This window comes from Bradyrhizobium symbiodeficiens (assembly GCF_002266465.3).
Lineage (GTDB): Bacteria > Pseudomonadota > Alphaproteobacteria > Rhizobiales > Xanthobacteraceae > Bradyrhizobium > Bradyrhizobium symbiodeficiens.
On the sequence record NZ_CP029427.2, the window covers coordinates 6,174,520 to 6,197,360 of the forward strand.

Below are 22,841 nucleotides of genomic sequence, written 5' to 3' on the forward strand. Positions count from 1 at the left end.
GCCGGGTTCCAACGCGGTAGTCTCCCGGAGTAGTAAATTGATGCGGTACGCGTCACAACACTCGGATTGGGATCACGGATTGATACTCATTTTTTCTACCCGACGCGCTGGGGGCAGGGCGTCGGGTTTTTGAAAATCACTGCCGTATCCGAAACCGCCAAGCGGGATCAGATGATCCGGCCATGGATATGCAGCACCTTGGCGGCGAGATTGATCCGCCGCGTAGTCCCGATCGCCTGCAAGAACGCTTCGTCGTGGCTGACGACGAGCAGCGCGCCGTCATAGGCTCTCAAACCAGCTTCAACGGCTTCGATGGACTCGATGTCGAGATGGTTGGTCGGCTCATCCAGGATCAGCAGCCACGGCGGCCTCGTCCCGCCGAGCACGCAGGCAAGGCCCGCGCGAAACAGTTGCCCGCCACTCAGGCTGCCGACGACCTGCAAGGCGGCATCGGCGCGAAACATGAACCGGGCCAGCGTGGCATGGCACACATTTGCGCCCGCCGCTGGATTGAGACGGCCGAAGTTTTCCAGGATGGAGAGCGCGGGGTCGAGGAGGCTGACGTTCTGGTCGAACAGCGCGAAGTCGGGCCTGACCCGCACCGTACCCGCGGCGGGACGCAACTCGCCCGCAATGAGTCTCAGCAGCGTTGTCTTGCCCGAGCCGTTGGGCCCGACCAGCGCAACGCGCTCCGGACCGACGATCGAGAACGACAGGTCACGGAAAACCAGCTGCTCCGGCCGATAGCCGGCGCTGATGCCGTCGAGCCAAACCAACTCCCTGCCCGCCGGCAGACCAGTCGCGGGCAATTTGACCGACAGCGGTTGAAGAACCTCGATGCGGCGACGTGCCGTGTCGACAGTTTCCAGCGCTTCCGCGCGCCGCCGCTCGGCGATTTGCGCATGCTTGCCGCCAGTATCCTCGCTGCGGTCCTTGCGCGCGCCGGCCAGGATGCGCGGCATGTCGCCCTTGGCGCGCTTCTTCCTGCCGCCGCTGTCCTTGCGCGCTTTCTTCTCCGCGGCCTCCTGCGCCTTCCCGTCGAGCTCGGATAGACGCTTCTCCGCATCCGCGAGATCGTGCCTGACGGCCGCGAGCTCGACTGCCTTCTGCTCGCGATAACTAGTCCAATTACCGCCGTATCGTGTCGCACCCAGCGACGTCAGTTCGACGATCGCATCCATCGATTCGAGCAAGTTCCGGTCGTGGCTGACGACGATCGCCCCGCCGCGCCAGGCCGCAAGGAGATCGATCACGGCGTTGCGGCCGTCGCGGTCGAGATTGTTGGTGGGCTCATCCAGCAGCAGGAAGTCGGGCTCGGCAAAGGCCAGCGCGGCGAGGCGGACGCGCGTGATCTGGCCGCCGGACAGGCAGGACAGCGCCGTATCGGAAGCGAGTTCGAACCCGACGCGCGCCAGAGCGGTCTCCAGCCGCGCTTCGAGCGTCCAGTCGATTGCGGCGATGTCGTCGGCCGAGGCGTCGCCCCGCTCCGCGCGGCGCAGCAGCTCCAGCGCCGGCTGCACGTCGAACAGGTCGGCCACGGTCGCGCCCTTGAGGACCTGAACGTCCTGGCGCAGCAGGCCGATGGTGCCGTTGATCAGAACACGCCCGGACTGGGGAACATGCTCCCCGGAAATCGACGCAAGCAGCGTCGTCTTGCCGACGCCGTTACGGCCGACGAGACCGGTCCGCTCGGCGCCGAACGTCAGATCGATATTGGAAAAGAGAGCGCGGCCGTCAGGCGTGGACAGCGAGAGATTCGACAGGATGATTGAAGCAGGCATGGAATTCCCCGTGAGCAAGGCGGATGGGCTTTGCGGTCGGGGTAAGATCCATGGCTGCGAAGTTCCTGATTGAGATCCTCTAACTAACCCTATCGAAGAGCGAGATCAAGCTGGGTCCGGGAGGACGACAGCGCATGAAGCGCTGACGTCCCGGTCGGCCCGCACCCTCAGCCCTTGAGCGCGGTCACCACCACCTCGATCAGCGCGCTGCCGCCGAGATCGGCCACGCCGACGGTGGCGCGGGTCGGCAGATTATCGCCGAAGAACTCGGTCCAGGCCGCGTCCATCTCCTTCTTCATGGAGAGGTCGGTGACGAAGATCGAGGCGCTGACGACACGGCTCTTGTCGGTTCCCGCTTCCTTCAGATAGCCGGCGATCTTGCCGAGGATGTTGCGGGTCTGCTCGCCCATCGAGACCGAGGTGTCGTCGGCGATGGTGCCGCCGAGGAAGACGAAGCCATTGGCCTCGACGGCCCGGTGCATGATGGGCGTGCGGATGCTGCGGGTAATGCTCATGATATCCTCTTGTTGCTAGAGCGTCGTGGGATGGAAACGGTCGATGCCGAGATCGCTGATGCGGGTCTGGGTGCCGCCGTTGACGATCAGCTCGGCCATGACAGCACCGGCGCCGGGGCCGAGCTGAAAACCGTGCAGCGAGAAGCCGAACTGGTGATAGAGGCCCTTGTGGCGGCTGCTCGGACCGAACACCGGAATATCGTCCTTCATCTTCGCCTCGATCCCGGCCCATGCACGGACGATCGTCGCGCTGCGCATCACCGGAAACAGCTCGAACACGGTGCGCGCGCTGGTCGCAAGGCTCTTCCAGTCCAGCACCGTCTCGTTGCGATCCTGGTACGGCGTTGCCAGATGGCCGCCGCCGATCAGCACGGTGCCGTTGGAGAATTGCTTGAAGGAGAGCTTGCGTCCGCGCAGGATCACGACGGGGTCGATGAAGTGCGGCACGCGCGAAGTGATCATCAGCATCGGCGCGACGGTCTCAACCGGCACCGGCTCGCCGAGTGCCGCCGCGATCTTGCCGGCCCAGGCGCCGGCGGCGTTGACCAGCACCGGCGCGGCAAAGGTTTCAACGCCGACATCGACGTGCCAGAGCCCGTCGCTGTACCGGATGTTGCTGGCGGCGACGCCCTCGCGCACGGTCGCGCCGAGCAGCTGGGCCTTGCGCCGGAACGCCGTCGTCGTCTGCGCCGGATTGGCGGCGCCGTCGCGACGCGAAACCACGCCGCCGGGACAGGTCTCGGCAACCGCCGGCACCAGCCGTCGCAATTCGGTCGCGTCGATCAGCTCTTCATGGGTGAAACCGAGCGCATTGAGTTCGGCCACGCGCGCGCGGCAGACCGCGAGCTCCTCCTCGTTTTCGGCCACCAGCACCTGGCCGTGGCTCTCGAAGCTGCAATCGTCGTCCAGAAGATCCTTGATCTTCTCCCAGATTCCCATCGAGCGGATCGAGAGCGGGATCTCAGGGATATGCCGGGAGAGCTGGCGAACGCCGCCGGCGTTGACGCCGGACGCATGGCGGCCGGCATAGTCCTTTTCGATCAGCACCGGCTTCAGGCCGGCGAGGCACAGATGCAGCGCCGTCGAGCATCCGTGGATGCCGCCGCCGACGACGATCGCATCCACGTTTCGGCTCATCCGCGCACCACCGCCTTGACGTCGGCCTCGCTCTTCGGAACGGCAGCAAGCTCGGCGAGCGTGATCGGCTTCACGGGCGCACGCAGCCGGTAATAGCCGATCTCCTGCGGGCTCTTGCCGCGCGCTTGTGCCATCAGCTCCGTGACGGTGAGGCCGCAGAGCCGGCCCTGGCAGGGGCCCATGCCGGTGCGGCGATAGGCCTTGAGCTGGTTCGGCCCGGTTGCGCCGATCGCGACGGAATCGAGCACGTCCTTCGCCGTGACCTCCTCGCAACGGCACACAATGGTGTCACCGGAGGGAATACGGAACTGCGGCGCGGGGCGGAACAACGTGTCGAGGAAGACGCGGCCGCGTTCGGCCCTGGCAAGATCGGCGCGGAGCGTTGCCATCGCAGGCAGCTTCGCAGCCGCAGCGGGCGCCAGCGCCTCGACAGCGGCGTGCGCCGCGATGCGGCCACGAACTATGGCGGCATTTGCACCGCCAATGCCGGCGCCATCACCGGCAATCGCAATGCCGGCGACCGACGAGTTGCCGCTCGCATCGAGCACCGGCGACCAGCACAGTTGCAGATCGTCCCAGCGATGTTCGACGTCAGCGGACATCGCCAGATTGACGTTGGGCACGACGCCCTGATGCAGCAGCAGCAATTCCGCCGAAATGGTCTCACGCTTGCCGCCGGCGACATAACTCACACTCGCGAGTTGACCATCACCGGCCGCGACAAGCTCGGTGACGCCGGAGACGACCTGCACCTTCGCCTTCACCTCGCGCATCATCGACAGGCCCTTGGCGAAATAGGGCGAGGTCAGGAAGGCGAAGGCGTGAGGCAGGGCGGCGAAATAATTGCCGCGTTCGGTGGTGTCGAGAATTCGGTCGATGCGGCCGCCGAGGCGCAGGATCTGCGCGGCAAGCAACCACAGCAGCGGCCCCTGCCCCGCGATGACCGTGCGCCCATCCGGCACCAACGCCGATGATTTCAACATGGTCTGCGCGGCACCGGCGGTCATCACGCCCGGCAGCGTCCAGCCGGGAATCGGGAACGGCCGCTCCAGCGCGCCGGTCGCGAGAATCACGCGCTTCGCCTTGACGAAGGCGGATGCGCCACCGATCGAGACCGCGATTTCGAGATTGCGATCGAGGCTCCAGACCGTGGCGCGATGGATGACCTCCGCGTTGCTCGCGCGCAGCGCCTGCACGAGGTCGGCACCGACCCAATAATCGGCGCCGAGTTGATTGCGATCGGTCACCGGCGTCGAGGAGATCGCGCGAAACACTTGACCGCCCGGGCCAACATTCTCGTCCAGCAGCAGCGTCGAGAGGCCGGCTTCGGCAGAAGTCACCGCGGCGGCGAGGCCGGCAGGCCCGGCGCCGATCACCACGACGTCATAGTCTTCGCGCTTGGGAGCCACACTCATCTTCCGATCTCCCGCTTGCCCTTCTGGATTTCGATCTGCATGCCCTCGGCCACAGGCACGAGGCAGCCCTGGCGGTTGCCGACGCCGTCGATGGTGACGAGGCAGTCGAAGCACACGCCCATCATGCAGTAAGGAAGCCGCGGCGCGCCGCTGACCGCGGTCGACCGACGCGCATCGACGCCGGAGGCCAGCAGCGCGGCGGAGACGGTGTCGCCCTGCCGCGCCGCGACGGCGACGCCATCGACGAAGATCTGCACTTGCGGACGTTTGTCCTGTTCGGATCGCTTGAACATGGGATGCCTCTGGGCTCCTTGAATCTCTAATAGCCGCTACTGTTGGCGGCGCCCGCGCCGCCAAAACGGCTCGCGGAGAACGCGCCGACCAGCTCCGGCTCGAGCGCGCCCTGCACCACCATGCGCGCGATCTCGAAGGCATGGTTGGAGGCGAGCGTCACGCCGGAATGGCAGCAGGCGACGAAGGCGCCGGGATGGGTCTCCGACTGGTCATAGATCGGAAAGCCGTCCTGCGGCATGACGCGGATGCCAGCCCAGCTCCTCACCACGTTGAGCCGCGCGAGATGCGGGAACATGCGCTGCGCGCGATCGGTCATCACCGCGCTGATCGAATGTTTCAGCGCGCGATCGTCGAGCTCGTCTTCCTTGCTGTCGCCGATCATCACCGTGCCCTCGTCGGTCTGGCGGATCGTGGTCAGGGGATGCGGGAGGAACGGCATGGTGCGCTCGGTGACGACGACCTGGCCGCGCGTGGGGCCCATCGGCGCGTAGAGGCCGACCATCGGCGCGAGCGACTGATTGGCATTGCCGGCGGCAAGCACGATCTTCGCGGCGCGCAGCTCGCCCTTCGGGGTCGTCAGGCTGAACTCGCCGCCGCTCTTGCTGATCGCAGAGACCGGCCGCTCCGGAAAATAGTCGATGCCGAAGTCGCTGAAGCCGGTATGAAACGCGCGAAATGTCCGCAGCGAATTGACGTGGCCGTCGAGCGGACAATAGCTGCCGCCGGACACTTCCGGCCCGATCAGCGGCAGCGACTTCTTCACCTCGGATGCGGAGAGCATCTCCATCTTGTAGTCGGCAGCACCGGCCTGGTTGTGCATGCGATTGACCAGCTCGGCGCGCTGGGCGAATTCGTCCTCGCCGAGCGTGAGATGAAAGCCGCCGTTCTGCTGAAGCGCGACATCCAGGCCGGTCTGTTGCTTCAGTTCGGAAGCAAGCCTGCTCCACGCTTGCGACGCCTGCACGGTCCAGACCGTATAGGCGGGCATCCCGAGGCCCTTGCTCTGTACCCAGACCAGCGCGAAATTCGCGCGCGAGGCGCGTTTGGTGATGTCGCCTTCGTCGAGCACGGCGACCTTCTTGCCGAGCCGGCCGAGGCCCCAGGCAATGGCGGAGCCGAGCAACCCGCCACCGACGACGGCGACGTCGTAATCCCCTGACATAAGTTCTCCTATCGTCCGGTGTCGCCACTCTTGCCGGCGAGCACACGGTCGAGCCCGTAGAAGCGGTCGAGCAGAATGAGGGCGGTCATGGTCACAGCGATCACGCAGGCCGAGACCGACGTCACCAGCGGATCGATGTTGTCCTGGATATAAAGGAACATGCGCACCGGCAACGTCTCGGTGCCGGGTGCGGCGAGGAAGACGGTCATGGTCAGATCGTCGAAGGACTGGATGAAGGCGAGCGCCCAGCCGCTGATGACGCCGGGCAGGATCAACGGCAAGGTCACGCGGCGAAACAGCGTCCAGCCCCCGGCGCCGAGCGAGACCGCCGCGATCTCGACGGTGCGGTCCATGCCGGTCGCCGCCGCCAGCGTCAGCCGCAACGCGAACGGAAACACGATGATCACATGCGCGATGATCAGAGCGGCGAAGCTGCCGCCGAGGCCGGCCGAGGTGAAGAAGCGCAGGAAGGCGATGCCGAGCACGACATGCGGGATCATCAGCGGAGACAGGAACAGCGCGGCGAGCGCATCGCGGCCACGGAAGCGATAGCGCGCGATCGCCAGCGCCGCCGGCACGGCAAACAGCAGCGCCACGAAGGACGAGAGCGCGCCGAGGCCGAGGCTGACCCAGAAAGCCTGGATGAATTCGGGGTAGTTCGCGATCGCCCTGAACCAGCGCAACGAGAAGCCGTTGGTCGGCAGCGAGAGGAAGCCCTCGGGCGTGAAGGCGACGAGGCAGACAACGAGGATCGGCGCCACCATCACGATGACGAAGAAGGCATGGAAGACCAGCGCGAGCGGACCGTTCCGTCTCATCGGAACACCTCCGCATAGCGCCGCTCGATCAGCGTGTTGCTGCCGACGACGATCAGGACCAGCGCGACCAGCAGGAGGGTTGCGACCGCGGCACCGAGCGGCCAGTTCAATGTGTTGAGGAACTCGTCATAGGCCAGCGTCGCCGCGACCTTGAGCCGACGGCCGCCGATGATTGCCGGCGTCGCGAACGCGCTGGCCGAGAGCGAGAATACGATGATCGCACCCGACAGCACGCCCGGCATGATCTGCGGCATGATGATGCGGCGGATGATGGTGACGGGGCCGGCGCCGAGCGACATCGCGGCGTTCTCGATCTGCGGATCGAGCCGCTGCAGCGCCGCCCACACCGACAGCACCATGAACGGCATCATGACATGCGCGAGCGCGACGACCATCCCGGTTTCGGTGAACATGAAGGGGATTGGCGAGCGCATCACCCCGAGCGACATCAGGAGCTTGTTGACGAGGCCGTTGTTGCCGCCGAACAGCAGCGCCCAGCCGAGCGTGCGCGCCACCACGGAGATCAGGAGCGGCCCGAGAATGACCAGCAGGAAGAAGCTCTTCCAGCGGCCGTCCATGCGGTTGAGGATGTAGGCCTCGGGCGCGCCGAGCAGGGCCGTGAGCAGCGTGGTCAGGATCGCGATCCGAAACGTCCGCAAGAACATCTCCGCGTAATAGGGATCGGTCGCGATCTCGTGCCAGTTCTTCAGGATGAAGACCGGCTCGATGCCCTTGTACTGGCCCCAATCGTGGAACGACAGCATCACCGTCATCGCCAGCGGAATCAGCAGCACGCCGACGAACAGCATCAGGGCGGGCGCGGTGAGCGCCCATGGCGCACGAGCGCTGCGTTCCTCGGCGACCGCGCTCATGCGACCGCCCTCGCGCGCACGCTCATGTCCTCCGGCCGCCAGACGAGGCGAACCGCATCGCCCTCGGCCGGCTGCGCCTGACCGTCGTTCTGGCGGATCACGATCGCCGGGCCGCATTCGCTGTCGCACTGGAACAGCCAGTGATTGCCCTGGAAGATGCGCGTGATGATTTTTGCGCTGAGCCCTGCATCGCCAAAGCCGATTCTTTCAGGGCGAATGCTGACGATGACGGGGCCAGTGAGAACAGCCGGCGCCGGCGCGCGCCAGGAACCCGCCACTAGCTGCGTGGGCACGACAGTCCGGTCGATCGTGCCGGCAAAATCGTTGGTCTTGCCGAGGAATTGCGAGACGAAGGCCGAGGCTGGCTTCTCGTACGTCTCCTGCGGCGTGCCGATCTGCTCGATCTTGCCCTGGCTCATCACCACGATGCGGTCGGACAGCGACATCGCCTCGTTCTGATCGTGGGTGACGAGGATCGTGGTGGTGCCGATGGTGCGCTGGATCTGGCGCAGCTCGATCTGCATCTCCTCGCGCAGCTTGGCGTCGAGGTTGGACAAGGGCTCGTCGAGCAGCAGCACGCTCGGCTTGATCACCAGCGCACGCGCCAGTGCCACGCGCTGCTGCTGGCCGCCGGACATGCGGCGGGGATGGCGGTCCTCGAAGCCGGCGAGCCCGACCATCGCCAGCGCGGCACGGACGCGCTCGGCTCTTTCAGTGCGCGGCACGTTGCGCATCTCGAGACCGAAGGCGACGTTCTCCGCCGCGGTCATGTGCGGAAACAGCGCGTAGCTCTGGAACACGATGCCGAGGCCGCGCTTGGCCGGATGGATCGCGGTCAGGTCCTTGTCCTCCAGGCGAATCGCGCCGCGGGTGGGATCGAGGAAGCCCGCGATCATCTGCAGGGTCGTCGTCTTGCCGCAGCCGGAGGGGCCGAGGAAGGAGATGAACTCCCCCTTGCCCACGGCGAGACTGAAGTCGTCGACCACAGTCTGCGCCCCGAACTGCTTGGCGACCCGATCGAGCTCGAGATAGGCCATACGCTGTCTCCGCTGCGACGATCAGATCAACGCTCGACCTCGCGATTCCAGCGCTTGGTCCACTCCTCGCGCTTCTCGTTGATGACGGTCCAGTCCGGATTATAGAGCTTGGCGGCGCGCTCGCCGATCGGCGCCATCTTGCCGAACTCCGGCGGCACCACCAGCGATTTCAGCACCGGGCCGTAGCCGTATTCCTTCAGCATCACCAGCTGGATTTTTGGATCGAGCAGCATCTTCACAAAGCTGGACGCCAGCGGCGAGGCGTTCGGCTTGGTGATCGGACACGCCGTCGTCAGCAGCGTCGCAGCACCTTCCTTCGGGTAGACGAAGTCGACGGGGAAGCCGGTATTGGCAAAGCTCTGCACGCGGCCGGTGCCCCACACCGCGATCACGGCCTGGCCGGACTGGAACAGCTCGGTCATCTTGCCCGGCGACGGCTCGTAGGCGAGCACGTTCGGATTGATCTGTTCCTTGAAGATCTTGAAGCCGGAATCGACGTTGGTCTCGCCGCCGCCGTTCATCTTCGACAGCATCACCAGCGCTTCAAGACCGTAAGTGTTGTTGATGGGCGGGATCACCAGCTGCTTGGCGTATTTCGTGTCCTTGAGATCGTTCCACGAGGTCGGCGCCGCCCAGCCCTTCTCCTTGAACACCTTGGTGTTGTACATCAGGCCCGTGGCGACGATGCCGATGGCGACGGCGCGATCATCCTTGAAGCGCGCGGTGTCGTAGAGATCCGCCGGCAGGCCCTCGAGCTTGCCGCAGAAGCCGAGCTGAATCGCCTGGTACATCGGGCCGTCATCGACAATGGCGACGTCGATCTGCTGATTGCCCTTCTGCGCCTGGAGCTTTGCCAGCGTGTCGGTGGAGTTGCCGGCGACGTATTCGACCTTGACGCCGTTCTCCTTCTCGAAAGTGGGGATCACCTCGTCGCGGATCGTCTTCTCGAACGAGCCGCCATAGCCGGCGACGTAGAGCGTCTTTTGCTGGGCCGATGCGGCCGATGGGACGGCAATGAGCGCTGCGATGCTGGCCGCGGTCAGAAGGCTGAGAGTCTTCATATGGTCCGATCTCCAATACCGGGATGAGGTGACGTGCCCAAAATCTCCGACTGAGGCGCCTGCCGCATTTCCTTCCGCGCCAATCCGCCCGGACAGGGCTCCGGCCCCTGTTCGGCGGGTTTTGGCGCGATCTGGAGGTTTGAACTCCTCCAATCTGCCGAAAAAGCGGGCTGTCTCCAGTCCTGATGAAAAAGATCGCAACCTATACTTCCATCGTCCAATGAATAATGGCAACCTCTGTATGCCTAAATGTTATGGACGGATTGAGAATGGCGCGGATCAATTCGCGGCAGGTGGAAGCCTTCCGCGCGACCATGCTGACCGGCAGCGTCACCGAGGCGGCGGCGCTGATGACGGTGACGCAGCCGGCGGTGAGCCGGTTGCTGCGCGACCTCCAGGCGCTGTTGAAGATGGAGCTGTTCGAGCGGCGCGGCACCGGCCTCGTGCCGACCGCCGCGGCAATGGCGCTCTACACCGAAGTGGAGCGCTCCTTCGTCGGCCTCGAACGGATCACGGCCGCGGCCGAAGAAATTCGCGGCCGCCGCACCGGCTCGCTGCGGATCGCAGCACTGCCGGCACTGTCGAACGGCTATCTGCCGCGACTCACCGGTCACTTCCTGAAGGAGCGGCCGAATCTCAACCTGGCCTTCTTCGGCGTGATCTCGCCGATCGTGGTCGATTGGGTGCTGAACAATCAGTGCGACGTCGGCTTTGCCGAGGTGCCGATCGCGCATTCCGGCCTGCCGAGCCTGCGGCTGCCCGCCCCTGCACGCGTCGCGGTGCTGCCGACAGGTCATCGCCTCACGGAAAAGGAAGTTCTGGAGCCGCATGATTTCGAGGGCGAGACCTTCATCTCGCTGTCGGCGGGATCGTCGAGCCGGCACCTCGTCGACCAGATCTTCCACCGTCACGACGTCCGTCGCGTGCTGCGGGTGGAGACTGCGCTGTCCGAGATCATGTGCGGCATGGTGTCGTCGGGGCTGGGCGTCGCGATCTGCGATCCCTTCACTGCGCAGGAATTCTCGACCCGCGGCGTCGTCGTGCGCCGCTTCCTGCCACGCATCGATTTCGAGTTCTCCGCGGTGTTTCCCGCACAACGCAGCCCCTCGCCGGTCGCGCTCGATCTGGTGGAGACCATGCGCAAGTCACTCGTCGAGTTCGACAACCTGCCGGGAAGTCCTTTAGATTAAGACGATCTCGCCGCGGGCTCGCTGCAGCCTCTCCCGCTTGCGGGGGAGGTCGGCGCGAAGCGCCGGGTGGGGGCTCTCTCCACCCAAGGACATTCTCAGCAGATCTCAAACAATCCCGACGCGGAAGCACCCCCACCCCAGCCCTCCCCCGCAAGCGGGAGAGGGAGCGCACCTGCTTCGTGGCTTCGAAAACGATGCTCAGCCGTTGAATGCGGCCTGCGCCTCCGGCAAATCCCAGATCCTGCCGATCGCGGCGCTGCCTGCTGCCGTGATCGCCGCTTCGCCGGCGCCGAGATAGCGCCCGGCGTCGATCAGCACGCGGCCATCGACCATGACCTGATCGATGTTGGCGCGGTTGGCGAGCGCGATTAGCGCGCGGCGGGGATCGAACAGCGGCTGGAGATGCGGATGGGTGAAATCGACCACGGTGAGATCAGCCGTCGCGCCGGGCTCGATCCGGCCGAGATCGGGCCGCTTGATGACATCGGCGGCCACCGCCGTGTTCGCTTCGATCAGCTCGGGCGAATTGGCCACATCGGCGCGCTGCGAGGTGGTCTTGGAGATCAGCGAGGCCGCATTGAGCTCACCGAGCAGATCCATGTTGTAGCCGTCGGTGCCGACCACGGTGCGGACGCCGTGCTCGGCGAATCGGCTGAACGCCGCGGTGACACCGGCGCGCGCGAACACGCGCGGGCAATTCAGCACGGTCATGCCGCGCGCGGCCATCAGCTTGAGATCGTCGTCCGTGCTGAACATGCAGTGCGCTGCCATCAGGTCGGGCGCCAGCAGGCCGAGCCAGTCCAGATATTGCGCCGGCGTGCGGCCGCCATAGCGCTTGCCGATGGTCTCGACCTCGGCGCGGCTCTGCGCCATGTGCGTGGTGATGGGCACGCCAAGCTCGCGCGCCCGCGTCGCGCAGGCCTTCAGCAGGTCGGGACCGCAAGTGTCGGTGGCATGCGGGCTCATGGCAAGGCCGATGCGGCCATCGCCGCGATTGTTCCAGCGCTGGTAGAGCGCATCCCACGTCGCCATGTCGGCGGCGCCGTCATCGCCGGAATATTGCACCACGCCGTCAGGGCCGGCCTTGGCATCCGACGTCGAGAACAGATAGGGCGCGCCGTAGAAGCGGATGCCCATCTCCTCGGCGGCATCGAACATTTCAGGGATCGAATTTCGGAACGGCTCCATCACCGTGGTGGCGCCGCCCTTGAGAAGCTGGAGGATGCCGAGCCGCGCCACCGCCATGCGTTCTTCCGCCGACAGGATATCGGCGCCGCGCTTGGTTAGCGGCAACAGCACCGTGTAGACGATGCTCTGGTTGTTCTTGCGGCCGTTGCCGTCTTCGGTATGGCTGCGCGCCACCGCCTCGCTGAAGCAGTGATTGTGCAGGTTGAGCAGCCCCGGCAGAACGAAGCGGCCGGGACGGTCATAGACCTCGTCCGCGCGCGGCTTGTCGCGCGTGACAGCGGCGATCCTCTTGCCTTCGACGAGGACCCAATGGTCGCGCAGCACATCCTGCGCGCCGTCTTTCCGTGACAGCACGTAGCTGCCGAAGATTGCGATCGTGCTCATGAGGGGCGTACGTTCCAGAAGACGGCGGTGCCGTCGAGAATGCCGGTGATGGCCTTGCGATAGGCGGTCGGCTGCTTGTACAGGCCGATCGGGATGTAGGGAATCTCCTCGAACGCCACCGCCTGGATCTGGCGGCAGATGCGCTGCTGCTCCGCGAGCTCGGAAGCCGCCAGCCACTGGCTGCGCAACTCGCCCATCTTCGTGCTCGCATACCAGCCGGCGACTTTGCCCTCGCCGCGGATGTTGGTGTTGCCGGCGGGATTGAGCCAATCGATACCCTGCCAATTGCCGACCGCGGCGCTCCAGCCGCCCTGCCCGACCGGATCCTTCTTGAGCTGGCGCTGCAGCACGACGGCAAAATCGAGCCCGGCATATTCGACGTTCATGCCGGCCTTGCGCAGCGAGTCCACAGCGATCTCGCCGAGCGGCTTCTGCGCCAGCGAATTGGTGGGCACGAGCACCACGATCTTCTCGCCATTGTAGCCGGCAGCCTTCAGGTCGGCCTTGACCTTGGCGTAGTCGCGCGGCCCGCGGAACACATCGAGGCCGACCTCGCTCGCCATCGGCGTGCCGGGCGCGAAGTAGCCGATCGGCGAGACCTGAAACGCGGGATCGACGCCGGCGACCGCCGTCATGAACGCGGACTGGTCGATCGCACCCAAGAGCGCGCGGCGGACCGCCGGATTGTCGAACGGCGGCTGCAGGTGATTGAGGCGCAGCATGCAGGCGTAACCTCTGGGATCGAGGATGTGCGTCTCGATGTCGCCGGCGGCCTTGATGACCGGCAACAGATCGTGCGGCGTGGTCTCCTGCCAGTCCTGCTCGCCGGTCTGCAGTGCGGCAACGCCGGTGCCGGCGTCCGGCGTGGTGGTCCAGACCACGCGGTCGTAATGCACGATCTTCGGACCCGCGGTCCAATCCGGCTTGCCGTCGGTGCGCGGCTGGTAGCGCTCGAATTTGGCATAGGCGTTGCGCGCGCCCTGCACGCGCTCGTCGGCGAGGTAGCGGAACGGACCGCTGCCGATGACTTCGGTCAGCGGCTTGAATGGATCCTGGCTCGCCAGCCGCTCCGGCATCATGAAGCAGGCATTGATCGCGGCCTTGCCGAGTGCCTGCGGCAGCAAAGGGAACGGGCGCTTGAGACGAAAACGGATGGTGCGGTCGTCCGCTGCCGAGAGCTCGGCGGTCGCCTCCATCAGCTCGCCGCCAAAGCCGTCGCGCGCCGCCCAGCGGCGGATGCTGGCGACGCAGTCGCGCGCGAGCACCCGCTCGCCATCGTGCCAGAACAGGCCGTCGCGCAGGCTGAGGTCCCACTGGAGCTGGTCGCCGGAGATCACATGCCCCGACAGCATCTGCGGCGAGACCTGGAGCGAGGCGCTCATGCCATAGAGCGTGTCGTAGACCATGAAGCCGTGGTTTCGCGACACCTGCGCGGTCGAGTAAATCGGATCGACGAAGGCGAGATCGATCACGGGAATGAAGCGCAGCGTGGATTGAGATTCAGCACGGACGATGCCCGGCAATGACAGCCCCGGAACGGCAGCAGCGGCCTTGAGGAGCGAGCGGCGAGAGATGGGCATTAGTTCAGAGCTCCAGATTTGACCACAGCAGAGGTGCGCTCCCTCTCCCGCCTGCGGGAGAGGGTTGGGGAGAGGGTGTCTCGACGGACGAGAACCCCCAAGAGGAGAGAGCCCTCACCCGGCGCTGCGCGCCGACCTCTCCCGCAAGCGGGAGAGGTGCAGCGAGCGCGCGGTTGAGATGTTTCCAGACATCGAACGGCATCATCTGACGTGTCACGTGTTGAGCAAGACCGCGCCGATCGCAGCGGCGACCGCATGCTGCGCCGGCTCGACCACGGGCACGCCGATCGCATCCGCGATTGCCGCACGATGCGAGGCCATGCCGGCGCAGCCCATCACCACGACGTCGGCGCGGCACTGTGTGACCAGCGCGCGGCCGGCTTCGATCAACCGTCCCCGGATATCGGCACCTGCCGTCTCGGCCGCGCTCGCGCCGACCGACCAGCTTCCGGCATAGCGGCCGTCGACGCCCATGACCCGCACCATCCGTTGCTGGCGCCGAATGCTCGACGGCGACAACGCGATGATGCCGAAACGTTCGCCCAGCACCAGCGCGCGAAAGATGCCGCATTCGGCGATGCCCAGCACGGGGCGGCCACAGGCCGCCTCGCGCACCGCATGCAGGCCGGGATCGCTGAAGCAGGCCAGCACGAAGGCATCCGCATCGTCGCGCGAGACGCGATTGACCAGCGGCATCACGACGCTATCGGCATCGCGTTGCGACGAGATGCCGGGCGGCCCCTCGGCAAGGCCGACCACTTCGATGTCAGGCCCGCCGGCGATCCGCAGTGGCGTGACCGCCTCGTCGATCGCCGCCGTAACCGACGCCGAGGAATTCGGGTTGATGACGAGGATGCGGGTCATGGCGCTCTCTAGCGGTTACCGGCCTCATGGCGCAGGAAGTTCTCCGCGATCTTCTCGCCGGTGGTGATCCAGACGTCCGGGCAGGACTTTGCGTAGGTCAGGAACTCGCGCAACAGCCGCAGCCGCATCGGACGACCGCTGCATTGCGGATGCAGCACCGTCGTCACCATCGCACCCCAGTCCCTTGTTTCGTCGAGCTCGTCTTTCCAGATCGAGAGCACGTGCTCCCTCGGGAAGATCGAGCGCGGGCTGAAGCGCGCCGACAGGCCATGCATCCAGTCGTCGTAGCTCGCGGTGACCGGCAGCTCGATCGTGCCGGGCTTGCCGTCCGCAAGACGATGGCGATAGGGCCTGACATCGTCGCGGAACGAGGACGTGTAGACGATGCCGTGGCGCACCAGCGCGACACGCAATTCCTCGGTGAACTCGCCATAAGGCGCGCGATAGCCGGTCGGCCTGACACCGAGCCGGCGCTTCAGCGCCTCGAAGCCGCGCTCCAGCTCCTCCTCGATCCACGGATCGCCCGGATCGGGCAGCAGATGGTGATAGCCGTGGTGGCCGATCTCGTGGCCGGCCTTGAGGATCGATTCGGCCATCGCCGGATGCGCATCGACCGACCATCCCGTGACGAAGAAGGTGGCCTTGAGATCGAGCTGGTCGAGCAGCTCCAGCAGCTTCGGCGTGCCGACCCGCGCTTCAAAGCCGCCATAGCTCATGGTGATGAGCCGCTGGGCGTGCACGGCGTCTTTGCTGGTCCAGGCGCTCTCGGCGTCAACGTCGAACGACAGGAACATCGCGGATGTGTACGGCTTCGGCCAGGGATAGTCCGGCGCGGAATCGGCGGTGTTGGCCGGGACGAGCGGGATGCTCTGGAGTGCCTTACTGTCCAGCATTGATGGTCGCCTTCTCTATTGCGTTATCGCTCAGTTTCCATTTCGCCAGCAGCGTACGATAGGTGCCGTCCGCGATCAGCGCGTCGACCGCCTCCAGCATCGCCTGCTGCAGCGCCTTTTCCTTGACCGGCAAGGCGATGCCGGTGAACTGCTGCGCGAGGGTCTGGCCGATCGGCACATAAGCGCCGGGCTCCTGATCCATGATGTAGGGCAGCGTCTCGTCGCCCTGGACGGCGGCATCGATGCGTCCCTGCTTGAGCTGGGTGCGGGCATCCGCCGAGCCGTCGGTGCCGACGAACACGATCGCATTGCCGCCGCAGTTCTTCTCGCTCCAGGCGGCAATCTGCGCGGGGAACATGGTGCGGCGGCTGGCGCCGACCTTCTTGCCGCAGAGCGCGGCGGCATCCTTGAACTCCGCCGCGCGAGACTGCTGAACGAAGAAGCGCGGACCGCTGCGAAGATAATCGACAAAGGTCGCGGTCTCATGCCGGCTCGCATAGTCGGTGAAGCCTGACAGGATTGCATCGACCCGGCCCGTCGCGATCGACGGCATGAACTCGGCAAAGCTGGTCTCCTGCCACTCGATCTTGACGCCGAGCTTGCGGCCGATCGCCTCGCCAAGCTCGACATCGAACCCGGACAACGCGTTGGTGGCGGGATCGCGGAACTCCATCGGCGGATAGTTCGGCACGATGCCAACCTTGATGCTGCCGCGCTTGACGACTTCCGCCGGCAGCTCGATCGCTAAAGCCTGAACACTCATGGCGCCGAGAAGCGCCGCCGCCACCAAAAATCTCTTCATCAACACGCCCCCATTCTAGATCACAGCCGAAAGAAAAACCCTGGTGCGCTCCTCGCGCGGCGCACCCAATACGTCCGAGGCGCGCCCCTGCTCGACGATCGCGCCCTGGTCCATGTAGACGACCCGGTCGGCGACCTCGCGGGCAAAGCCGAGCTCGTGCGTCACCACCATCATGGTCATGCCGCTCTTCGCCAGCTCCTTCATGACCGCGAGCACCTCGCCGACGAGCTCGGGATCGAGCGCGCTGGTCGGTTCATCAAACAGCATCAGCATCGGCTTCATTGCCAGCGCCCGCGCGATCGCGACGCGCTGCTGCTGGCCGCCGGAGAGCTGCGCGGGATAGGCGTCCGCCTTCGCGGACAATCCGACGCGGCGCAGCAGGTCGAGCGCCTCCGCGCGAACCTCGTCAGATTTGCGGCCCTGCACCTGGAGCGGACCTTCGGTGATATTCTCCAGCGCGGTCTTGTGCGGAAACAAATTGAAGCGCTGGAACACCATGCCGGTCTTCAAGCGCTGCCGCCCGATCTCGCGTTCGCTGAGCCGATGCAGCCGCCCACCCTGCTCGCGCACGCCCAACAGCTCGCCGTCGAGCCAGATGCCGCCGGCATCGATTGCAGCGAGTTGGTTGATGCAGCGGAGCAGCGTGGTCTTGCCGGAGCCGGAGGCGCCGATCAGGCACATCACCTCGCCGGGCCAGACGTCGAGCGAGACGCTCCTGAGAGCCTGGAACTCGCCAAAGTTCTTGGCGACGGAGCGGATCGCGACGAGAGGCTTTGTCATCGCGCGAGCCGCAACGTGCCGCGCGCAAAACGGCGTTCGAGCAGCATCTGGAGCGGCGTCAGGATCGAGACTACGAGCAGGTACCACAGCCCGGCGACGATCAGGAGCTCGATCACGCGGGAATTGGCGTAATAGATGTTTTCGGCATTGTGCAACAATTCCGGATACTGGATGACGCTCGCAAGCGAGGTCGCCTTCACCATGCCGATGAATTCGTTGCCGAGCGGCGGGATCACCACGCGCATCGCCTGCGGCAGCACGATCCGCCGCAGCGCGCGCAAGCGCCCCATGCCGATCGCCTGCGCCGCTTCATACTGCCCGATGTCGACCGACAGCATGCCGGCGCGCATCACCTCGGAGGTGTAGGCGCCCTGGTTGATGCCGAGCCCGAGCAGCGCGGCGAGGAACGGCGTCATGACGTCGACGGCGCGTGCGGACCACAGGCCGGGAATGCCGATGGTCGGGAATACCAGCGCGAGGTTGAACCACAGCAAGAGTTGCAGGATCAGCGGCGTACCGCGAAACAGCCAAGTGTAGCCGGCGGCGACCGTCTGCAGCACCGGGTTGGGCGACAGCCGCATGACCGCCACGACGATGCCGAGAAAAATGCCGAGCGCCATCGCCAGCACCGCCATCACCATCGTGTTGACGATGCCTTCGAGGATGACCTTTGCGGTCAGGAAGCGGCTGACATAGGACCATTCGATCTGGCCGTTCGCGAACGCGCGCGCGATCGCGGCGAGCACGAGGATGATCAGCGCGGCGCTGAGCCAGCGAAACCAGTGCGGCTCGCGCGCGATCTGCATCCCGGACAGATCGGGGAAACCTTCCGCGAGTGCCGGCGCCGGCTTCATTGCGGCGCCGCGTTCAGCATGGGCTGGGCGACCGCGTTGGCACCCAGGCCCCATTTGTCGAGAACCGCCTTGTAGGCGCCATCGGCGATCATGGCGGCAAGCTTCTCGGTCACGACCTCGCGCAAGGCAACATCGTCCTTGCGGAACATGATGCCCTGATAGCCCTTGGCGAAAGGCTCGCCGACGACGCGGTATTTGCCGGGCTCCTGCGTTTGCGCGTAAGGCAGCGTCTCGCTGCCCTGTACGGCGGCGTCGATGCGGCCCTGCTTGAGCTGGTTGCGGACGTCGATCGAGTTTTCGCCGGGGACGTACTGGATCGCAGGCTTGCCGGCCGGCTCGCAATTCTGCTTGCTCCACTTCTCGATCTCGACTGGGAAGCTGGTGCTGCGGGTGGTGCCGACCTTCTTGCCGCAGAGATCGGTCGCAACCTTGGCCTCGTTCTCCGCCATCACGAAGAACTGCGGGCCGGTTGCGAGGTAATCGACGAAATCGGCGGTCTCGCGCCGCGAGGCGCGGTCGGAGATGCCGGAGATGATGAAATCGGCGCGCCTGGTCTGGAGCGAGGGGATCAGCTCGGCAAACGGCGTCTCGCTCCAGACGATCTTGAGGCCGCCGAGCCGCTTGGCGAGTTCGTTGGCCAGATCGATGTCGAGCCCGACCAGCTCGTTGGTCGCGGGATCGCGGTATTCCATCGGCGCGTAGGTGGAGTTGACCGTGAGCTTCAGCGTGCCCGCCTGCTTGATCTCCGCCGGAAGCTCGGCCGCCTGCGCCGACGTCGCGGCAGCCAAGGCTGCGAAACCGAGGAATTGCGAGAGGCGTGTCATGTCAGCTCCTTTGCCAACGCCGCGACCGGCCGTTTGAGATCAATCCGCATCGAGAACGGCCGGCTCGATGACGCCGGCACGTTCGGTGATCACCCGGTATTGCTCCGGCCGCCGGTGGGCGGCGAAGTTGAACATCTTGTCCTTGCCCTGGCGGCACAGGTCGAGATCGATATCGGCCACGATCACCTCATCGGCGAGCGTCTGCGCCTGCGCGACGATGCGGCCATTGGGATCGACGATGCAGGAGCCGCCGATCAGCCCGGAGCCGTCCTCTTCGCCCGCCTTGGCCACCGAGATCGCCCAGGTCGCGTTCATGTAGGCGTTGGCCTGCGTCACCAGCGTCGAGTGGAAGGTGCGAAGTGCGCCGTCTTCGGTGGTGCCGCCATTGGGATCGTAGGCGGCAGAATTGTAGCCGATACAAACGAGCTCGACGCCCTGCAGGCCGAGCACGCGCCAGGATTCCGGCCAGCGCCGATCGTTGCAGATCATCATGCCCATGATGGCATGGGCCCAGGCCGAGCCGGCGCGGAAGGCGGGAAAGCCGAGGTCGCCATATTCGAAATAGCGCTTCTCGAGCTGCTGGTAACGTGCGCCCGGCCGTGGCTCCACCGAGCCCGGCAGATGCACCTTGCGATAGCGGCCGAGGATCTCGCCGTCGCGATCGACCAGGATGGCGCAATTGTAGCGGCGGCCGTCCGGCGTCAGTTCGGCATAGCCGACATAGAAGCCGACGCGTAGCGCGCGCGCACGGTCGAACAGTTTTGCCACCGCCGGGTTCGGCATGCCGCGCTCGAAATAATGGTCGAGCTCGGCGCCTTCGAGCAACCAGCGCGGAAAGAAGGTGGTGAAGGCGAGTTCGGGAAACACCACGAGGTTGGCGCCGCGGCCAGCGGCCTCCTCCAGCATGTCGAGCATCCGCTTCAGCGTATGCTCGCGCGTATCGGCTTTTTGCGTCGGCCCCATTTGTGCTGCGGCGGCGCGAAGAACACGAACCAAGATTGCCTCCAATCTGTGCGCAGTGCTGCCTCAATGGGCGACTGAACCCTTTGATGCGACGTGCAAATCCGCGGCCATTACGGGCGAGCGGGGCTGCAAAATCAATTCGTTCTGCTATGATGTTTTGGCCTTGAGTATAATCGGCAGTGATATGAACCTGCGTCAGCTCGAAATCCTGCGCGCCGTCATCCGCCATCGCACCACGGTCGCGGCCGCGGATGAGCTGGCGCTGTCGCAACCCGCGGTCAGCAACGCGCTGAAGACGATGGAGGCACAGGCGGGCTTCGCCTTGTTCGAGCGGGTCAACAACCGGCTGTTTCCGACCTCGGAAGCGATGGCGCTGTACAAGGAGAGCGAGGCGATCTTCGCGCTGCATGCAAAGCTCGAGAACCGCGTGCGCGATCTGCGCGAGAACCGCTCCGGGCATCTCGCCATCGTGGCGACGCCGCCGCTGGCCTACAGCATCATTCCATCGGCGCTCTCCAGCTTCCTGCGCCGCCGCCCGGAGACGCGCATGTTCTTCGACGTGCGGCGCTACGAGGGCATCATCGAGGGCGTGCTCAGCCGCGTCGCCGAGCTCGGCTTCGCGCTCGGGCTGACACATCATCCCGGCATCGCGCACGAGGTGGTGCACACCGGCGAGATGGTCTGCGTGCTGCCGCCGCAGCACCCGCTCGCCGACAAGCCCGTGATCTCGGCCGCGGATCTGTCGGGCCTGCCTTTCATCGGGCTCGAGCGCGGCACGCGGCTTGGCGAAGCCGTGCGTGACAGTTTTGCCCGTGCCGGCGCGCCGTTCCGGCCGACGGTGGAGGTGCGCTACTGCAACACGGCCTGCGTGCTTGCGGCCGCCGGCGTCGGCGCCGCGGTGGTCGATCCCTACTCGCCGTTGCAGAACGGCGGCAGCGGTCTCGTGGTCCGGCCGTTCACGCCGACCACGCACGCGGTGGCCTATATGCTATGGTCGGAAGCCGAGCCGCTCTCCCGCCTGGCCAAGGCCTTTCTCAGCGAAGTTCGCAAGGAAAGCTCGCTGCTGGAACGCACAGCGCCACACCAGCAACATGGGGCAGGAATCGATTGAGCTTGCGCCTGCGCGCGCAGCCTTTGACCGGGGAGGGCACATGGCACGCATCACCATCATCGAGACCGGGCAGGTCCCGCAAAAATATCGCGAGCAGCACGGCTCGTTCCCGGACATGTTCGAACGCATGGTCCGCGCCGAGGACCCGACCGCTACGGTGGACGTCGTCAGCATCCCGAACGGCGACGCGCTTCCCGATCCGGGCAAGCTCGAGGCCGTGCTGATCACCGGTGCTGCCGCCGGCGTCTATGACGGGCTCGACTGGATCGCGCCGCTGGAGGATTTCGTCCGCACCGCCTACGCCAACAAGACGCCGATGGTCGGCATCTGCTTCGGTCATCAGCTGATCGCGCAGGCGCTCGGCGGCACCGTGCGCAAATCCGAGAAGGGCTGGGGCATCGGCCGGCACGTCTATCGGGTGCTGCCGGAGAACGGCGTCGTCGATGGCGAGGAGGTCGCGATCGCCGCCTCACATCAGGATCAGGTGATCGAGCCGCCCAACGACGCGCTCACGATCCTCTCGTCCGACTTCACCCCGCATGCCGCCCTCCTCTACGCCAACGGCACCACGCTGACGGTGCAGCCGCATCCGGAGTTCGACCTGGCGTTTGCAGAAGTGTGCTGCGAGCTGCGTGACGGCAAGGTGCCGGAGGAAATTGTCGCGACGGCAAGGGCGTCGCTGGCGGAGCCGATGGACAGCGCCAAGCTCGGCGGGGCGATCACGAGGTTCCTGGCGAGGCGCTGATTTCACCTCGCCCCGCTTGCGGGCAGAGGGAGAGGAAGCACCTCAGAACGGATCCGTTCCCAATCCCGGCACATCCGCGGGCCGCGGCCCGGGCGCGGCCCAGTGAAACCGGCGGTCCTTCTCCGCGATCGCGATGTCGTTGATCGACGCCTCGCGCCGCTTCATCAAGCCGTGCTCGTCGAACTCCCACTGCTCGTTGCCGTAGGAGCGATACCACTGGCCGCCGGCGTCGTGCCATTCGTACTGGAAGCGCGCGGCGATGCGGTTCTCGTCGAAGGCCCAGAGGTCCTTGATCAGGCGGTAGTCCTGCTCCTTCTCCCATTTGCGGGTGAGGAACGCGACGATGGCTTCGCGACCCTGCAAGACCTCGGAGCGATTGCGCCAGCGGCTGTCCTCAGTATAGGCGAGCGAGACGCGCACCGGATCGCGTGAATTCCAGGCATCCTCGGCCATGCGGGCCTTTTGCGCGGCGGTCTCACGGGTGAAGGGCGGAAGCGGCGGGCGCGACATGATGGCCTCATCGGTTGGTCGGGGCCGCAATCTATCGCCCCGATTGGTGGAGTCGATAGGC

23 protein-coding genes are annotated in these 22,841 nt (G+C 65.7%); 3 read left to right on the plus strand and 20 right to left on the minus strand.

The genetic code is table 11. The annotated features are described in order from the left end of the window. Positions 1–167: 167 nt before the first annotated feature. From CIT39_RS29095 to CIT39_RS29140, 10 genes are all read right to left on the minus strand, one after another. On the minus strand, positions 168–1,781 hold the full coding sequence (locus tag CIT39_RS29095; RefSeq protein ID WP_094976829.1) for an ABC-F family ATP-binding cassette domain-containing protein: 1,614 nt from the start codon (positions 1,779–1,781) through the stop codon (positions 168–170). Positions 1,782–1,948: 167 nt separating this feature from the next. Further along, positions 1,949–2,296 carry a RidA family protein gene (locus CIT39_RS29100; RefSeq protein WP_094976828.1) on the minus strand — a complete coding sequence of 116 codons (348 nt, stop codon included), beginning with the start codon at positions 2,294–2,296 and terminating at the stop codon, positions 1,949–1,951. A 15-nt stretch (positions 2,297–2,311) separates the two neighbouring features. After that, positions 2,312–3,433, minus strand: coding sequence for an NAD(P)/FAD-dependent oxidoreductase (locus CIT39_RS29105; protein ID WP_094976827.1), 1,122 nt, complete (start codon positions 3,431–3,433; stop codon positions 2,312–2,314). Further along, positions 3,430–4,848 carry an FAD/NAD(P)-dependent oxidoreductase gene (locus CIT39_RS29110; RefSeq protein ID WP_094976826.1) on the minus strand — a complete coding sequence of 473 codons (1,419 nt, stop codon included), beginning with the start codon at positions 4,846–4,848 and terminating at the stop codon, positions 3,430–3,432. Before CIT39_RS29110 ends, CIT39_RS29105 begins: the two co-directional genes overlap by 4 nt. Next, on the minus strand, positions 4,845–5,141 hold the full coding sequence (locus CIT39_RS29115; protein ID WP_094976825.1) for a (2Fe-2S)-binding protein: 297 nt from the start codon (positions 5,139–5,141) through the stop codon (positions 4,845–4,847). Before CIT39_RS29115 ends, CIT39_RS29110 begins: the two co-directional genes overlap by 4 nt. 26 nt (positions 5,142–5,167) lie before the next feature. After that, the gene (locus tag CIT39_RS29120) at positions 5,168–6,304 is read right to left on the minus strand and encodes an NAD(P)/FAD-dependent oxidoreductase (RefSeq protein ID WP_094976824.1); all 1,137 of its coding nucleotides are present in this window, start codon (positions 6,302–6,304) and stop codon (positions 5,168–5,170) included. 8 nt (positions 6,305–6,312) lie between these two features. Beyond that, positions 6,313–7,122, minus strand: coding sequence for an ABC transporter permease (locus CIT39_RS29125; RefSeq protein WP_094976823.1), 810 nt, complete (start codon positions 7,120–7,122; stop codon positions 6,313–6,315). Continuing rightward, positions 7,119–7,994, minus strand: a complete 876-nt coding sequence (locus CIT39_RS29130) for an ABC transporter permease (RefSeq protein ID WP_094976822.1) — start codon at positions 7,992–7,994, stop codon at positions 7,119–7,121. The genes CIT39_RS29125 and CIT39_RS29130 overlap by 4 nt, the downstream gene beginning before the upstream one ends. After that, positions 7,991–9,031 (minus strand): ABC transporter ATP-binding protein, encoded by a 1,041-nt coding sequence (locus tag CIT39_RS29135; protein WP_094976821.1) that lies wholly within the window; start codon positions 9,029–9,031, stop codon positions 7,991–7,993. Before CIT39_RS29135 ends, CIT39_RS29130 begins: the two co-directional genes overlap by 4 nt. 26 nt (positions 9,032–9,057) lie before the next feature. Then, on the minus strand, positions 9,058–10,092 hold the full coding sequence (locus tag CIT39_RS29140) for an ABC transporter substrate-binding protein (protein ID WP_094976820.1): 1,035 nt from the start codon (positions 10,090–10,092) through the stop codon (positions 9,058–9,060). Positions 10,093–10,361: 269 nt separating this feature from the next. Between CIT39_RS29140 and CIT39_RS29145 the strand changes: the two genes are divergently transcribed. Then, positions 10,362–11,282: a LysR substrate-binding domain-containing protein gene (locus tag CIT39_RS29145; protein ID WP_094976819.1), complete on the plus strand. Its 921-nt coding sequence runs from the start codon at positions 10,362–10,364 to the stop codon at positions 11,280–11,282. 198 nt (positions 11,283–11,480) lie between these two features. Here the strand turns inward: CIT39_RS29145 and CIT39_RS29150 are convergent, their stop codons facing one another. The 9 genes from CIT39_RS29150 to CIT39_RS29190 form a co-directional block, all read right to left on the minus strand. Continuing rightward, a complete protein-coding gene (locus CIT39_RS29150) occupies positions 11,481–12,854 on the minus strand; it encodes an amidohydrolase family protein (protein ID WP_094976818.1) in 1,374 nt (457 codons plus the stop codon). Then, complete coding sequence (locus CIT39_RS29155; protein ID WP_094976817.1) at positions 12,851–14,434, minus strand: ABC transporter substrate-binding protein; 1,584 nt, start codon at positions 14,432–14,434, stop codon at positions 12,851–12,853. The genes CIT39_RS29150 and CIT39_RS29155 overlap by 4 nt, the downstream gene beginning before the upstream one ends. A 213-nt stretch (positions 14,435–14,647) precedes the next feature. Next, entirely contained in the window at positions 14,648–15,298 is a 651-nt protein-coding gene (locus CIT39_RS29160; RefSeq protein WP_094976816.1) for an aspartate/glutamate racemase family protein, read from the minus strand. An 8-nt stretch (positions 15,299–15,306) separates the two neighbouring features. Then, positions 15,307–16,191, minus strand: coding sequence for a polysaccharide deacetylase family protein (locus CIT39_RS29165; RefSeq protein ID WP_094976815.1), 885 nt, complete (start codon positions 16,189–16,191; stop codon positions 15,307–15,309). After that, entirely contained in the window at positions 16,178–16,993 is an 816-nt protein-coding gene (locus tag CIT39_RS29170; protein ID WP_162308740.1) for an ABC transporter substrate-binding protein, read from the minus strand. Before CIT39_RS29170 ends, CIT39_RS29165 begins: the two co-directional genes overlap by 14 nt. A gap of 15 nt (positions 16,994–17,008) precedes the next feature. Continuing rightward, positions 17,009–17,773 (minus strand): amino acid ABC transporter ATP-binding protein, encoded by a 765-nt coding sequence (locus tag CIT39_RS29175; protein ID WP_094976813.1) that lies wholly within the window; start codon positions 17,771–17,773, stop codon positions 17,009–17,011. Beyond that, complete coding sequence (locus CIT39_RS29180; protein ID WP_162308741.1) at positions 17,770–18,627, minus strand: amino acid ABC transporter permease; 858 nt, start codon at positions 18,625–18,627, stop codon at positions 17,770–17,772. Before CIT39_RS29180 ends, CIT39_RS29175 begins: the two co-directional genes overlap by 4 nt. Continuing rightward, positions 18,624–19,451 carry an ABC transporter substrate-binding protein gene (locus tag CIT39_RS29185; RefSeq protein WP_094976811.1) on the minus strand — a complete coding sequence of 276 codons (828 nt, stop codon included), beginning with the start codon at positions 19,449–19,451 and terminating at the stop codon, positions 18,624–18,626. The genes CIT39_RS29180 and CIT39_RS29185 overlap by 4 nt, the downstream gene beginning before the upstream one ends. 39 nt (positions 19,452–19,490) lie before the next feature. Next, positions 19,491–20,414, minus strand: a complete 924-nt coding sequence (locus CIT39_RS29190; RefSeq protein WP_244607639.1) for an N-carbamoyl-D-amino-acid hydrolase — start codon at positions 20,412–20,414, stop codon at positions 19,491–19,493. 184 nt (positions 20,415–20,598) lie between these two features. Between CIT39_RS29190 and CIT39_RS29195 the strand changes: the two genes are divergently transcribed. Beyond that, on the plus strand, positions 20,599–21,525 hold the full coding sequence (locus CIT39_RS29195) for a LysR family transcriptional regulator (protein WP_094976810.1): 927 nt from the start codon (positions 20,599–20,601) through the stop codon (positions 21,523–21,525). Between the two features lie 40 nt (positions 21,526–21,565). Then, positions 21,566–22,270, plus strand: coding sequence for a type 1 glutamine amidotransferase (locus CIT39_RS29200; protein WP_094976809.1), 705 nt, complete (start codon positions 21,566–21,568; stop codon positions 22,268–22,270). Positions 22,271–22,312: 42 nt separating this feature from the next. Here CIT39_RS29200 and CIT39_RS29205 read toward each other — a convergent pair whose 3' ends face one another. Further along, positions 22,313–22,780 carry a nuclear transport factor 2 family protein gene (locus CIT39_RS29205; RefSeq protein WP_094976808.1) on the minus strand — a complete coding sequence of 156 codons (468 nt, stop codon included), beginning with the start codon at positions 22,778–22,780 and terminating at the stop codon, positions 22,313–22,315. Between the last annotated feature and the right edge of the window lie 61 nt (positions 22,781–22,841).

Excerpts from the sequence above, each read along its gene's own strand:
- CIT39_RS29095 (WP_094976829.1), bottom strand. The coding sequence starts at position 1,781 with ATGCCTGCTTCAATCATCCTGTCGAATCTCTCGCTGTCCACGCCTGAC.
- CIT39_RS29100 (WP_094976828.1), bottom strand. The coding sequence starts at position 2,296 with ATGAGCATTACCCGCAGCATCCGCACGCCCATCATGCACCGGGCCGTC.
- CIT39_RS29105 (WP_094976827.1), bottom strand. The coding sequence starts at position 3,433 with ATGAGCCGAAACGTGGATGCGATCGTCGTCGGCGGCGGCATCCACGGA.
- CIT39_RS29110 (WP_094976826.1), bottom strand. The coding sequence starts at position 4,848 with ATGAGTGTGGCTCCCAAGCGCGAAGACTATGACGTCGTGGTGATCGGC.
- CIT39_RS29115 (WP_094976825.1), bottom strand. The coding sequence starts at position 5,141 with ATGTTCAAGCGATCCGAACAGGACAAACGTCCGCAAGTGCAGATCTTC.
- CIT39_RS29120 (WP_094976824.1), bottom strand. The coding sequence starts at position 6,304 with ATGTCAGGGGATTACGACGTCGCCGTCGTCGGTGGCGGGTTGCTCGGC.
- CIT39_RS29125 (WP_094976823.1), bottom strand. The coding sequence starts at position 7,122 with ATGAGACGGAACGGTCCGCTCGCGCTGGTCTTCCATGCCTTCTTCGTC.
- CIT39_RS29130 (WP_094976822.1), bottom strand. The coding sequence starts at position 7,994 with ATGAGCGCGGTCGCCGAGGAACGCAGCGCTCGTGCGCCATGGGCGCTC.
- CIT39_RS29135 (WP_094976821.1), bottom strand. The coding sequence starts at position 9,031 with ATGGCCTATCTCGAGCTCGATCGGGTCGCCAAGCAGTTCGGGGCGCAG.
- CIT39_RS29140 (WP_094976820.1), bottom strand. The coding sequence starts at position 10,092 with ATGAAGACTCTCAGCCTTCTGACCGCGGCCAGCATCGCAGCGCTCATT.
- CIT39_RS29145 (WP_094976819.1), top strand. The coding sequence starts at position 10,362 with ATGGCGCGGATCAATTCGCGGCAGGTGGAAGCCTTCCGCGCGACCATG.
- CIT39_RS29150 (WP_094976818.1), bottom strand. The coding sequence starts at position 12,854 with ATGAGCACGATCGCAATCTTCGGCAGCTACGTGCTGTCACGGAAAGAC.
- CIT39_RS29155 (WP_094976817.1), bottom strand. The coding sequence starts at position 14,434 with ATGCCCATCTCTCGCCGCTCGCTCCTCAAGGCCGCTGCTGCCGTTCCG.
- CIT39_RS29160 (WP_094976816.1), bottom strand. The coding sequence starts at position 15,298 with ATGACCCGCATCCTCGTCATCAACCCGAATTCCTCGGCGTCGGTTACG.
- CIT39_RS29165 (WP_094976815.1), bottom strand. The coding sequence starts at position 16,191 with ATGCTGGACAGTAAGGCACTCCAGAGCATCCCGCTCGTCCCGGCCAAC.
- CIT39_RS29170 (WP_162308740.1), bottom strand. The coding sequence starts at position 16,993 with ATGAAGAGATTTTTGGTGGCGGCGGCGCTTCTCGGCGCCATGAGTGTT.
- CIT39_RS29175 (WP_094976813.1), bottom strand. The coding sequence starts at position 17,773 with ATGACAAAGCCTCTCGTCGCGATCCGCTCCGTCGCCAAGAACTTTGGC.
- CIT39_RS29180 (WP_162308741.1), bottom strand. The coding sequence starts at position 18,627 with ATGAAGCCGGCGCCGGCACTCGCGGAAGGTTTCCCCGATCTGTCCGGG.
- CIT39_RS29185 (WP_094976811.1), bottom strand. The coding sequence starts at position 19,451 with ATGACACGCCTCTCGCAATTCCTCGGTTTCGCAGCCTTGGCTGCCGCG.
- CIT39_RS29190 (WP_244607639.1), bottom strand. The coding sequence starts at position 20,414 with ATGGGGCCGACGCAAAAAGCCGATACGCGCGAGCATACGCTGAAGCGG.
- CIT39_RS29195 (WP_094976810.1), top strand. The coding sequence starts at position 20,599 with ATGAACCTGCGTCAGCTCGAAATCCTGCGCGCCGTCATCCGCCATCGC.
- CIT39_RS29200 (WP_094976809.1), top strand. The coding sequence starts at position 21,566 with ATGGCACGCATCACCATCATCGAGACCGGGCAGGTCCCGCAAAAATAT.
- CIT39_RS29205 (WP_094976808.1), bottom strand. The coding sequence starts at position 22,780 with ATGTCGCGCCCGCCGCTTCCGCCCTTCACCCGTGAGACCGCCGCGCAA.